10 protein-coding genes and 2 pseudogenes are annotated in these 12,531 nt (G+C 69.4%); 8 read left to right on the forward strand and 4 right to left on the reverse strand.

The genetic code is table 11. The annotated features are described in order from the left end of the window. Nucleotides 1–29 precede the first annotated feature (29 nt). The 5 genes and pseudogenes from AB0D34_RS09595 (at nt 30) to AB0D34_RS09615 (ending at nt 6,946) form a co-directional block, all read left to right on the forward strand. Nucleotides 30–2,807: an ATP-binding cassette domain-containing protein gene (locus AB0D34_RS09595; protein WP_362659008.1), complete on the forward strand. Its 2,778-nt coding sequence runs from the start codon at nt 30–32 to the stop codon at nt 2,805–2,807. A 493-nt stretch (nt 2,808–3,300) separates the two neighbouring features. Continuing rightward, nucleotides 3,301–4,010 (forward strand): annotated as a pseudogene (locus AB0D34_RS09600) (zinc-binding dehydrogenase); the annotation flags it as partial. A gap of 198 nt (nt 4,011–4,208) precedes the next feature. Continuing rightward, nucleotides 4,209–4,571, forward strand: coding sequence for a bifunctional 3-phenylpropionate/cinnamic acid dioxygenase ferredoxin subunit (locus AB0D34_RS09605; RefSeq protein ID WP_362659010.1), 363 nt, complete (start codon nt 4,209–4,211; stop codon nt 4,569–4,571). Between the two features lie 9 nt (nt 4,572–4,580). Further along, nucleotides 4,581–5,723, forward strand: a complete 1,143-nt coding sequence (locus AB0D34_RS09610) for an FAD-dependent oxidoreductase (protein ID WP_362659066.1) — start codon at nt 4,581–4,583, stop codon at nt 5,721–5,723. An 86-nt stretch (nt 5,724–5,809) separates the two neighbouring features. After that, nucleotides 5,810–6,946, forward strand: coding sequence for an aromatic ring-hydroxylating dioxygenase subunit alpha (locus AB0D34_RS09615; RefSeq protein ID WP_362659013.1), 1,137 nt, complete (start codon nt 5,810–5,812; stop codon nt 6,944–6,946). Here AB0D34_RS09615 and AB0D34_RS09620 read toward each other — a convergent pair. Continuing rightward, a complete protein-coding gene (locus AB0D34_RS09620; RefSeq protein WP_362659069.1) occupies nt 6,934–7,680 on the reverse strand; it encodes an IclR family transcriptional regulator in 747 nt (248 codons plus the stop codon). The two genes, AB0D34_RS09615 and AB0D34_RS09620, sit on opposite strands and share 13 nt — an antisense overlap. A 136-nt stretch (nt 7,681–7,816) precedes the next feature. Here AB0D34_RS09620 and AB0D34_RS09625 point away from each other — a divergent pair, with 136 nt between their 5' ends. From AB0D34_RS09625 to AB0D34_RS09635, 3 genes are all read left to right on the forward strand, one after another. After that, nucleotides 7,817–7,939, forward strand: coding sequence for a hypothetical protein (locus AB0D34_RS09625; RefSeq protein ID WP_362659015.1), 123 nt, complete (start codon nt 7,817–7,819; stop codon nt 7,937–7,939). A 191-nt stretch (nt 7,940–8,130) separates the two neighbouring features. Next, a complete protein-coding gene (locus AB0D34_RS09630) occupies nt 8,131–8,970 on the forward strand; it encodes an RNA polymerase sigma factor SigF (protein WP_362659072.1) in 840 nt (279 codons plus the stop codon). Nucleotides 8,971–9,205: 235 nt separating this feature from the next. Next, nucleotides 9,206–9,577 carry a hypothetical protein gene (locus AB0D34_RS09635; RefSeq protein ID WP_362659018.1) on the forward strand — a complete coding sequence of 124 codons (372 nt, stop codon included), beginning with the start codon at nt 9,206–9,208 and terminating at the stop codon, nt 9,575–9,577. 15 nt (nt 9,578–9,592) lie between these two features. Here AB0D34_RS09635 and AB0D34_RS09640 read toward each other — a convergent pair. From AB0D34_RS09640 to AB0D34_RS09650, 3 genes and pseudogenes are all read right to left on the reverse strand, one after another. Further along, nucleotides 9,593–10,419, reverse strand: a pseudogene (locus AB0D34_RS09640) (IS5 family transposase). 54 nt (nt 10,420–10,473) lie between these two features. After that, on the reverse strand, nt 10,474–10,893 hold the full coding sequence (locus AB0D34_RS09645) for a RacP protein (protein ID WP_362659021.1): 420 nt from the start codon (nt 10,891–10,893) through the stop codon (nt 10,474–10,476). Between the two features lie 2 nt (nt 10,894–10,895). Continuing rightward, a complete protein-coding gene (locus tag AB0D34_RS09650; RefSeq protein WP_362659023.1) occupies nt 10,896–11,903 on the reverse strand; it encodes a DUF6192 family protein in 1,008 nt (335 codons plus the stop codon). Nucleotides 11,904–12,531: the final 628 nt, after the last annotated feature.

The following is a 12,531-nucleotide window of genomic DNA, read 5'->3' on the forward strand; positions in this document are numbered from 1 at the left end:
CGCCGGGGGCCGTGGCTAGCGTGACGGACATGGACATCACGATTCGGGCGAGCTTCCTTGCGCACGACGACCCGGAGGCCTCCCTGGCCTTCTACCGGGACGTGCTGGGCTTCGAGGTCCGGGGCGATGTCGGCCGCGACAGCAGGCGGTGGATCACCGTCGGCCCGGCGGGGCAGGCCGACACGTCGGTCGTGCTGCAGCCGGTGGCCGACGACCTCGGCCTCCTCCTCGTCACCCCCGACCTCGACTCGGCCTTCGAGTGGCTCCAGTCCCGCGCCGAGGTGATCCAGGAGCCGATCGAGCAGCCGTACGGCGTCAGGGACTGCGCCTTCCTCGATCCCGCGGGCAACCTGATCCGGGTCCAGGAGCTGCGCAGGGACGTGCGCGTCGACATAGTGTTCGAAGCTGTCGAAACGGGAGGACACATCACCATGAGCAAGGCCACTTCGGGCGACCGGCAAGCCGCTGACAGCCACGACCTGATCCGCGTGCACGGGGCGCGCGAGAACAACCTCAAGGACGTCAGCATCGAGATCCCCAAGCGCCGGCTCACGGTCTTCACGGGAGTCTCCGGCTCCGGCAAGAGCTCGCTGGTGTTCGACACCATCGCCGCCGAGTCCCAGCGGCTGATCAACGAGACCTACAGCGCTTTCGTGCAGGGCTTCATGCCGACCCTCGCACGGCCCGAGGTCGACGTCCTCGACGGTCTGACCACCGCGATCACCGTCGACCAGCAGCGCCTCGGCGGCGACCCGCGCTCCACCGTCGGCACCGTCACCGACACCAACGCGATGCTCCGCATCCTCTTCAGCAGACTTGGCACCCCGCACATCGGCTCGCCGAAGGCGTTCTCCTTCAACACGGCCTCGATCAGCGGGGCGGGCGCGGTGACCATGGAGCGCGGCGGGCAGACCGTGAAGGAGCGCCGCAGCTTCAGCATCGTCGGCGGCATGTGCCCGCGCTGCGAGGGCCGGGGCACGGTCAACGACATCGACCTCACCCAGCTCTACGACGACTCCAAGTCGCTCAACGAGGGCGCGCTGACCATCCCCGGCTACAAGGCCGGCGGCTGGGGCTACCGGCTCTACAGCGAGTCCGGCTTCTACGACCCGGACAAGCCCATCCGGAAGTACACCAAGCGCGAGCTCCAGGACTTCCTGTACCGCGAGCCGACCCGGATGAAGATCGCGGGCATCAACATGACCTACGAGGGTCTCGTCCCGCGGATCCAGAAGTCGATGCTCGCCAAGGACCGCGAGTCGATGCAGCCGCACATCCGGGAGTTCGTGGACCGGGCGATCACCTTCATGGTCTGCCCCGACTGCGAGGGCACCCGGCTCAACGAGGGCGCCCGGTCCTCGAAGATCAAGGGGATCAGCATCGCCGACGCCTGCGCGATGCAGATCAGCGACCTCGCGGAGTGGGTGCGGGCGCTGGACGAGCCGTCGGTCGGGCCGCTGCTGACCGCGCTGGGGGAGACCCTCGACTCCTTCGTGGAGATCGGCCTCGGCTATCTGTCGCTCGACCGGCCCTCGGGCACGCTGTCCGGCGGTGAGGCGCAGCGGACGAAGATGATCCGGCACCTCGGCTCCTCGCTCACCGATGTCACCTACGTCTTCGACGAACCGACGATCGGGCTGCACCCGCATGACATCCAGCGCATGAACAACCTGCTGCTGCGCCTGCGGGACAAGGGCAACACCGTGCTCGTCGTGGAGCACAAGCCGGAGACCATCGCCATCGCCGACCACGTCGTGGACCTGGGCCCGGGTGCCGGTACGGCGGGTGGCTCGGTCTGCTTCGAGGGCACGGTGGAGGGGCTGCGGACCAGTGACACCGTCACCGGGCGCCACTTCGACGACCGGGCCGGGCTCAAGGACACCGTCCGCAAGGCGACCGGGGCGCTGGAGATCCGCGGTGCGAGCACGCACAACCTCCAGGACGTCGACGTAGACATCCCGCTCGGGGTGCTGACCGTGATCACCGGGGTCGCGGGCTCCGGCAAGAGCTCGCTGGTGCACGGGTCGATCCCGGTCACGGAGGGAGTCGTGTCCGTCGACCAGGGCGCCATCCGCGGATCGAGGCGCAGCAACCCGGCGACGTACACCGGACTCCTCGAACCGATCCGCAAGGCGTTCGCGAAGGTCAACGGTGTGAAGCCCGCGCTGTTCAGCGCGAACTCCGAGGGGGCGTGTCCCACCTGCAACGGCGCCGGGGTCGTCTACATGGACCTCGCGATGATGGCCGGGGTCGCGACCACCTGCGAGGAGTGCGAGGGGAAGCGGTTCCAGGCCTCGGTCCTTGAGTACCACCTCGGCGGGCGGGACATCAGCGAGGTGCTCGCGATGCCGGTCACGGAGGCCGAGGAGTTCTTCGGCGCGGGTGAGGCGGCCACGCCTGCCGCGCACCGGATCCTGCAGCGCCTCTCGGACGTCGGGCTCGGCTACCTCACCCTTGGCCAGCCGCTCACCACGCTGTCCGGCGGTGAGCGGCAGCGGCTGAAGCTGGCGACCCACATGGGCGACAAGGGCGGTGTCTACGTCCTCGACGAGCCGACGACCGGCCTCCACCTCGCCGACGTCGAGCAACTCCTGGGCCTGCTCGACCGGTTGGTGGACTCCGGCAAGTCCGTCATCGTCGTCGAACACCACCAGGCGGTCATGGCCCACGCCGACTGGATCATCGACCTCGGCCCGGGCGCGGGCCACGACGGCGGACGGATCGTGTTCGAGGGGACCCCGGCGGAGCTGGTCGCGACGGGGGCGACGGTCACGGCGGAGCATCTGGCGGGGTACGTGGGGGCGTGACACGGGCGCCGGTGGGGGCGTGACGCGGAGGCCGTGTGGGGCCTGCCGCGGCGGCGTGGCGTGGCGGGCGCTCGGCGGGTCGGGCGGCGGCCGCGGTCGTACGGCGGCATGTCCTACGGCGTCACGGGCGCCGGCGCCTCCAGCCGGCGGTCCCGTCTCCCGCGTCCCGGCCCCGACCGGGAACTCGGTGCCGCCCTCGCGCAGCCCGTGCAGGCCGAGTCCGGCGCCCATCGGCCGGACCTGGCGGTTGGCGGCGTACCGGCCGCGGTGCACGCCGTGCCGGCCGCGGAAGCGGTGTGGCATGGGCAGTTCGACGGGACGGCCGAGCAGGTCCTCGCACGCGTAGCCGAAGAGTTTCTCGGCGTCCGAGGCGGCCTCCAGCAGCCCGCGGAACCATCTGGATCCGGCCGGAACCGACCTCTTGACCCATGGCTGCCCTCCCCGATGCCCAGTTGCACATCGTGATGCATGTATCGGATGAAGCAACGTGCGCGGTGTCTGCCACACCGATCTCCACTACCGGGAGGGCGGTATCAACGACGACTTCCCCTTCCTGCTGGGGCACGAGGCGGCGGGTCGCGTCGAAGCCGTCGGCGAGGGGGTCACCGGTCTCGAACCGGGTGACTTGGTCATCCTCAACTGGCGTGCGGTGTGCGGCACCTGCCGGGCGTGCAGCGAGGGCAAGCCCTGGTACTGCTTCGCCACCCACAACGCGACCCAGCGGATGATCCTGCTCGACGGCACCCCGCTCGCCCCCGCCCTCGGCATCGGCGCCTTCGCGGAGAAGGCCCTCGTCGCCGCGGAACAGTGCACCAAGGTGGACCCGGCTGCCCCGGCGACCGCCGCGGGACTGCTCGGCTGCGGGGGCGAGGCTCGTCGGCGCGACAAGGGTCATCGCGGTCGACGTCGCCCCGCGCAAGCTGGAGCGGGCCATGGAGATGGGGGCCACGCACACCGTCGACTCGCGCGAGGGTGACCTGGTCGAGGCGACCCGTGAACTGACCGGCGGCTTCGGCGCCGATGTCGTCATCGAGGCGGTCGGCCGCCCCGAGACGTACCGGCAGGCCTTCCACCCTCGCCGGCACGGTCGTGCTGGTCGGGGTGCCCACCCCGGAGATGAAGCTGGAGCTGCCGCTGCTCGACGTGTTCGGGCGCGGTGGCGCACTGAAGTCCAGCTGGTACGGCGACTGTCTGCCCTCGCGCGCGGCGAGGTCCTGCGGTCCGCCGTGGTGCTGTGACGACCAGGGTCACTCTGTTGAGTACTGTGCACCATGTTGCGCAACAGGCAACGCCCGGTAGAGAGTGTGTCCGCCCCCTGGACTCCTTGACAAGGGTTTGTGGGCGCCCCCAAACTGACGTTGCGTTAACCGCAATCCGTTCCGCTATACGCACCGAGGTGTCATGATGATTCCCGCGTGCCGTCTCGTGGATCTTCCCCGAGGCGAGGCCTACCGGCTCGACATCGATCCGCCGGTCTCGGTGTTCCACACCGACGACGGCGAGGTCTTCGCCATCGACGACACCTGCACCCATCAGGACGCCTCGCTCGCCGACGGCTGGCTGGAGGGCTGCGAGGTCGAATGCCCGCTGCACGCCTCGAAGTTCGACCTGCGGACGGGCGCCGTCGACGCCCCGCCGGCCAAGCGCCCGGTCCGCACGCACGAGGTCCACGTCGAGGACGGCATGATCTACGTCCAGCTGTCCACGGACGCCCCGAACCTGCCGCCGTGTGTCGCGGCCAGGCTCGCCGGGGAACCTGCGTGAGGACGGTGGCTGGTCGGCGCCTCGCCGGCCGGTCTGTCCGCCGTGCGCTCACTGCGAAGGCAGGGCTACGACGGACGGCTCGTCGTCATCGGCGACGAACTCCACCGCCCGTACGACAGGCCCCCGTTGTCGAAGGAGTTCCTGGCCGGTTCCCTGGGCGAGGCGGACCTCGCCCTGGAGCCGTACGGCTCGCTGCGGGCCGAGTGGCTGCTCGGCGTTCGCGCCGTAGGTCTCGACGGCCCGCAGCGCGCCGTACGGCTCGCCGACGGCAGCGAGGTCCGGGCGGACGGCGTCGTCATCGCGACCGGCGCCGCCGCCCGGACGCTGCCCGGCACCGACGGACTGGCCGGGGTGCACACCCTGCGCACCCTGGACGACGCGTGCGCCCTGCGCGACGAACTCGCCCTGGGCGGACGGCTGGTGGTGATCGGCGGCGGCTTCATCGGCGCCGAGGTCGCCTCCACCGCCTATGCCCTCGGCCTCGACGTCACCGTGGTGGAGGCGGCCCCGACCCCGTTGGCGGGACCGCTCGGCGAGACCATGGGGCAGATCGTCTCCGCCCTCCACGCGGACCACGGCGTACGGCTGTTGTGCGGGGTGGGCGTCAAGGGGCTGAGCGGCGAGAGCCGGGTCGAGGCGGTGCTGCTGGAGGACGGCCGCAGCCTCCCCGCCGACATCGTGGTCGTGGGGGTCGGCGCGCGCCCGTGCGTCGAGTGGCTGGCGGGTTCGGGGATCGAGCTCGGCGACGGCGTCACGTGCGGTGCCGACGGCCGCACCAGCCTGGCCGGGGTGGTCGCGGTCGGCGACTGCGCCCCCTGGTACGACCCGCGTGTGGGCCTGCACCGCCGCGTCGAGCACTGGACCGGCGCCCGGGAGCGGCCCGACGCGGCCGTGACGGCGCTGCTGGCGGGCGGCGCGGTGGAACCGATCGCGCCGAGGCCGCCGTACTTCTGGTCCGACCAGTACGGCGTGAAGATCCAGTTCGCCGGACACGCGGCCGGTGCCGACAGCGTGACCATCGAGGAGGGCGCCCGGGACGACCGCAACGTCCTGGCCGTCTACCGGCGTTCGGGACATCCGGTCGCCGTGCTCGGGATGAACCAGCCGCGGCTGTTCATGCGCTGGCGCAAGCAGCTCGCCGCCGAGGCCTGACAGCACCGCCGCTGTCGCTCCACCCAGAACGCCGTCCGCTCTTCCCGGCGTGCCTCACCGCCACGACGTTCCCCGAGGAGTGCCCTGTGACCTCGACCAGCCTGCCGGACAGTCTGATCGCCACCCTCCCCGGCGCCGCCTACACGGATCCGGGGATCTTCGCCCAGGAGCAGGAGCAGGAGCACATCTTCGAGGCGATGTGGTTCTGCGCGGTCCGCTCGTCGGAGTTGGCGAAGCCGGGGGCGTTCAGGACCGTGGAGGTGGGGCGGGAGAGCATTCTGATCACGCGGGCGCGGGACCAGTCGGTGCGTGCCTACTTCAATGTCTGCCGCCATCGTGGGGCGAGGTTGTGCACGGAGGAGTCGGGCGAGGTCAAGCGTGCTTTCCAATGCCCTTACCACGCCTGGACGTACGACCTCACGGGCAAGCTGGTCGCGGCGCCGAACCTGACGAAGATGCCGGACGTGGGCCGTACCGAGTACGGCCTGGCGAGCGTGGCGGTGCGGGAGTGGCTCGGTTATGTGTGGGTGTGTCTCGCCGAGAACCCGCCCTCCTTCGAGGAGTCGGTGATCGCGGACGTGGTGGCACGTCTGGGGGACGTGGAGTCCCTCGACCGGTACGACATCGGGGGGCTGGAGGTCGGCCGGCGGATCGTCTATGACGTGAAGGCCAACTGGAAGCTCATCGTCGAGAACTTCCTGGAGTGCTATCACTGCGCGACGATCCATCCCGAACTGACGGAGGTGCTCCCGGAGTTCGCCGATGGTTACGCGGCGCAGTACTACGTGGGACACGGCGCCGAGTTCGGTGAGGACGTCAGGGGCTTCACGGTGGACGGCTCGGAGGGGCTGGACCGCATCCCCGGGGTCTCGGACGAGCAGGATCGCCGGTATTACGCGATCACGGTGCGGCCGCAGGTGTTCGTGAACCTGGTGCCGGATCATGTGATCTTCCACCGGATGTACCCGGTGGCGGTGGGTCGCACGGTCGTGGAGTGCGACTGGCTGTATCTGCCGGACGTGGTGGCGAGCGGGAAGGATGTGAGCCGGTCGGTGGAGTTGTTCGACCGGGTCAACCGGCAGGACTTCGACGCGTGTGAGCGCACCCAGCCCGGGATGGGTTCACGGCTGTACGCCAAGGGCGGGGTGCTGGTGCCGAGCGAGCACCACATCGGGGAGTTCCACGACTGGGTCCAGGCCCGGCTGGGGGCTCAGCCCAGGTAACCCAGGCGGTGGCTGATCTCCTGTGCGCCCTTGACCAGCATCGGAGCGAGCTCGTGCATACGGTCCTCGGTGAGCCGGTACGCGGGTCCGGAGGCGCTGAGGGCCGCGATGACCTCGCCGTCGCGGTCGCGTACCGGTGCCGCCATGGCGTGCAGGCCCTCCTCCAGCTCCTCCAGGGTCCAGGAGTAGCCGCGCTCCCGGGCCTCGGCGAGGCTCTTCTCCAGCTTCGTCTTCGCGGTCATGGTGCGCGGGGTCATCTTCTTCAGACCGGTCTCGGTCAGCAGCGCGGTGCGGTCCTTGACGGGCATGTGGGCCAGCAGGATCTTGCCGCTGGAGGTGGCGTGCAGCGGGGTCAGCTGGCCGACCCAGTTGTGCGCGGTGACGGCGCCCGGGCCGCGCACCTGGTAGAGGTTGATCGCGTAGTGCTCCTGCATCGCGGCGAGGTTCACGGTCTCGCCGATCTCCTCCGCCAGGCGCTCGCAGACCGGGCGGCTCTGCTGGGTGATGTCGATACGCCCGGTGACGGCGCCGGCCAGGCGCACGATGCCGAAACCGAGCCGGTACTTGCCGCGCTCACCCGCCTGCTCCACCAGCCCGCGCGCCTCCAGGGCGCCGAGCAGCCGGAACGCCGTCGACTTGTGAACGTCGATCTCGGCGGCCACCTCGCTGACCCCGGCCTCGCCGCGCTGGGCCAGGATCTCCATCACGTGAATGGCCCGGTCGACGGATTGCACCCCACCGCTCGACGATCCTGACGTTTCGTTATCCGAGATGTAGTTGCTCACAACGCAACTATACGGCCGGTACGGAACGACTTGTTTACGACCGCGACGCTGGCGCTGTTTCTTTCCCCGGTAGGCGCTCACAGGAATGACCGTGCCGGAAGACCGGTCGCTGTTGCGCACGGGCACCAACTCGGTGCCTTCGGCCGCGGCCGCGCCGCTCAGCCGCTCCAGGCGGGTCTTCGAGGATCCGCTGATCTCCCTTGGATGAGGCGCCAGTTGGCTGTCGGACCGTCGCGCGGCCGGAGGGCGGATGACCGGCCGACCCGGCCTCACCGTTTCGCCGTCTGATCGAAGGAGATCAGCGACGGCCCTGCATATGTGTTCGAAGCCCGGGTAGGCGGGTGATCGTCGGTCAGTGGGCCGGCGGAGATGAGCGCGACGCAGTGGGAGGGGCACATCATGGCGACGACGGTGCGGACCGCCGGACAGACGGTGCGGATGCCGGAGATCACCGACCCGTGCCAGGTGGCGCCCAAGGACGCGCGGGAGCTGTCGAAGCTGTTCTTCGAGCAGCTCGCGGTGCTGGAGGAGGGCACGCACGACCACCAGTACGCGCGCAACACGCTGATCGAGATGAACATCTCCCTGGTCCGCTACGCGGCGGGCCGGTTCCGCAGCCGCGGCCAGGAGGAGATGGAGGACATCGTCCAGGTCGGCACGATCGGTCTGATCAAGGCGATCGACCGGTTCGAGCTGTCCCGTGAGGTGGAGTTCACGTCGTTCGCCGTCCCCTACATCGTCGGTGAGATCAAGCGGTTCTTCCGCGACACCTCCTGGGCCGTGCACGTGCCCCGGCGCCTGCAGGAGGCCCGGGTGCAACTGGCGCGGGCCGACGAGGAGTTGAGCAGCCGGCTCGGCCGGACGCCGACCACCGCGGAACTGGCCGAGCTGATGAGCCTGCCCGAGGAGGAGGTCGTCGAGGCCCGACTGGCCTCCAACGGCTACAAGTCGGCCTCCCTGGACGCGGCGATCAACGGCAGCGAGGACGGCGAGAGCGCGCTCGCGGACTTCATCGGCGACCAGGACCCGGCGCTCGGTCTGGTCGAGGACTTCCACGCCCTCGCACCGATGATCGCCGGGCTGGACGAACGCAGCCGCAGGATCATCCACTGGCGCTTCGTCGAGGAGCTCACCCAGGCCCAGATCGCCGAACGTCTCGGTGTCTCCCAGATGCACGTCTCCCGCCTGATCGCCCGTCTGCTGACCCGCTTGCGCGAAGGCATGCTCAGCACCGGCTGAACGGGCCGGGCACGGCAGTACGCCGGTCCGCACGCCGATCGCACCCCTCGTGGATCATCCGATCGACGGGGGGTGAGTCATGTCCGGGGCGCGAACATCGGGCCCCGATGTCCCCCGTTCGAGAGACATGGCACACAACCGTCACAGGTCGCGCCATATCGGGGTAACCGGATTCCGTAAGTGCGTGTTTTTAATCCGATGTGTCATGAGGCCGTCAACAGCGCACAATTGCTGCATGAAGATCATCGACTGTGGTCCCGATGCTGGTGCTGGGTTGACGTCCTTCGGCAGCAGCGGAGTGAGCCGCATCAGGATCCATGGTGGAAACGGTCTGACGGCCGTGAACGTGATGCACCTTGCGGTCAGTGGTCGGCTCGGACGCCATGTCGCCCCGGTCCCGCAGGTGCTGATAGTGGTGCAGGGCCGAGGCTGGGTCAGCGGCTCGGATAGGTCGCCTCATGCGATTGAGGCTGGCCAGGCGGCTTGCTGGGCGGAAGGAGAGGAACACGAGACCTGGACGGACACGGGCATGATGGCAGTGGTCGTGGAAGCCCAGGCTCCGGCTGGCGATAGCCTGCTCAGTCAGGCAGCCCAGCAGCGAGGTTGAGACGGCAAGGGGCGGTCAGCCGTCGACAGCGGTCGGTTTCCTCGGCCAGCTGGGGGTTGCGCCCTTCCGGGCGAGGCGCCTGGTCATGAGGGTGATGGCTGCCCAGGTGATCAGTGTTCGTAGTCCCTTGCGTGGCGGCGGGCGTGCATCATCCAGGCGAGCGACCTCTCGACGACCCAGCGGCGGGGCAGCACGACGAAGCCGGAGGCGTCCTTGGGACGGCTGACGGGCTTGATGGTGAGGTTGAGGTGCTGGTTTGCCCAGTCGACGAGCCTCCCGGCGTAAGCCGAGTCGGCCCACACGATCGTGATCTCGGGGTGCATCAGGCGCAGGCGGAACAGGACTTCTTTTGCCGCGGCGGCGTCGTGCAGGTCGGCGGGGGTGACCATGACCATCAGGGGCAGGCCGCGGGTGTCGACGACCAGGTGGCGCTTGCGTCCGTTGATTTTCTTGCCCGCGTCGTAGCCGCGGGTGGCCCTGGAGACGGTCTCGGCGGCTTTCACGCTCTGGGAGTCGATGACGGTGGCCACCGCCCGGGGTCCTTTGCCCATGTCGCGGCGGATCCGCCCGGCGAGGTGGTCGCGGATCTGGCCGATGATCCCGGCCGCAGCCCAGCGGGCCATGAACCCCCAGACCGTGCGCCAGGGCGGGAAATCCGCAGGCAGGGCCCGCCATTTGCATCCGGTATCCACGACGTAACGGATGGCGTCGACGATCTCGCGGCGGGGGTGCTTCTCCGGACGGCCGCCTTTGCTGGTCTCGCAGGCCGGGGTGGGCAGCAGAGGTTCGATCAGCGCCCATTCGGCGTTCGTGGTGTCCGAGGGATAGCGGCGTCGGCGCATGACGAGGGCCTTCGAGCGTGGCGGGACTGCCCTGCGGGGCGGTCCCGCCCTAGGTCAGGAGCTGGCGATGAGGTCGAGGGTGGATTCGATGGAGTTGAGCTGGGCGACGATGTGCTTGACCCATTTGTCGTTCGGGTGTGCGGCTGCGTGTGGGGCGACGGTGCCGGTGATGAACCGGCGGAACTCGGTCAGCTTCTCCCTGATCACCGCCCGTTCGTACGCCTCCAGCACCGGCCTCTCGGCTCCGAGCTGGTAGCCGGCTGCCCTGTTCCAGGTCAGCGGGGGCCAGCCCCGCTCGGCGGCCTGGTCCTTCAATGCGGCCAGTCCCGAGCGGACCTGGCTCGGGCTCAGGTCGCTTGCGCGTACCAGCTGACGGAATTCGAGGCCGGCGGGTCTGGCCTCGAACAGAACGAACCGGAGGGTGTCCGCGTGGCGTCTGGCTGCATCGCCCCGTCGCCGTGAGGCGCGGGGCATGCCTACTCGCCCTTCAGCAGACGGGCCAGCTCGTCGTCCATGTCGACCTTGCCCGTGTCGACGGCCTGTTCGATCCAGTCCAGGGTGGCCCGCACCTTGGCGACGTTCTGGTGCACGATCGAGCGTTCGTCGTCGTTCAGGGTGCGGTCGCGCAGGCCGGGAACGGTCCGGCCGGCCGCGGCGACGAAGGCGTGGCAGGCGGTGACGAGGTCCAGGAACTCCACCGACCGGTCGATCGCGCGGATCGCCGGGGCGACGGGGCTGGTGCGGTCGAAGCCCTCGCGGGCCTGCCGGCCGCGTTCGGCCTGGGCCTGGTTGACCTGGAAGCGTGCGGTGTCATCGCTCATCGCCTTGAAGGCGACGTCCGGCCTGCGCAGCAGGCCGGTGACCGCGGTCGTGGCCACCGACTCGTCGCGGGTGAACTCCTCCACCACCCGGGCCTTCTCCGCGGCCGGGACCTTGGCCGCGACCGTCGGCCGTTTCAGGAAGTCCGTGGTCACCGTCGCGGCGACCTCTTCGTCCCGGGCCAGGGAGTGGATCGCGGTAATCTTCTCCTGCGGCGAAGCCGGGCGTTCGACCTGGCGGCCCACCCTGCGGTTGGCCTCGTCCACCGTCCACCGCGACTTGCCCGCGGGAGGTTTGGCGATGGTCGCGAATCGCTCCGCTTCGTCCTCGATCTGCCCCAGGATCCGGTGGACCCGGAACGACACCCCCGCCTGGCGGTGTTCGGCCGGCCACCGCGACGCCGTCCACCTGGCACTTTCCACCGTCTTGTAGGCCAGGCCGATGTCCTCGGCCAGACGGAACAGCGTCTCGCGGACCGTGAACAGCTCCTGACCCGGCGCCGCATGCTGGCCACCGCGCTCACGCATCGGCTCGATCTCCAGTGCGCGGTCCCCGATCGTGAACGAGCCCCGCGTCTGCTGTTCAACGACCTGCCGCAGCTCGGCCACGATCTCGTCATAGCGGAACTGGCTGACGGAACCGACCTTCTCGGTCTCCTCGGACATGGCTCTCACCACCCCAAGTGCGGACCCGGGCACGGCACTTCGCCGTGACGGGACAGGGCCCGCGTCCGCAACCGAGAGTCAGACCGAAAATCCTAAGATCGCAACGAACGACCGTAAATGACCACTTCGTGACCGGAGTTGGACTCACGATGCGTTCGCTCAGCAGTCACTGTGACCGATCCACGAACGCTTCCTTCCGACGCCGCCAAGCCCTCACCACACACCGCCGGGAGCAGTACACGGCGTCCGAACGGCGATCGACGCCAGCCACCCAGCGGGCCCCGCACTCCGGGCACACCACCTCGCCGGCCTCGCCCCGGACAGCCGCCAGGCGCTTGCGCAGCCGCCGTTCCTTCCGCCATTGCCTGGACCGACACACCGACGAACAGAACTCGGCCCCAGGCCGGGCGTCCGGCCTCAGCCGTTCACCACAAGCCCGGCAGTTCCTTTCCCCAGCCCGGCCGGCGCCCGCGAACACCACGCCAGCGTAGGGCTCCAGGCTACTCAGAACCGGGGCTTAGAAACACGCACTAAGAGGTCGTTTTCATCTCAATTACGGTGATAGCTCCGCTATTGCACCCGCCGATGAACTGGTGCGGGAGGGGGCGTCGGGGTGGTCTTGCTTCCT

The sequence above is a fragment of the Streptomyces sp. NPDC048420 genome (assembly GCF_040651535.1).
Lineage (GTDB): Bacteria > Actinomycetota > Actinomycetes > Streptomycetales > Streptomycetaceae > Streptomyces.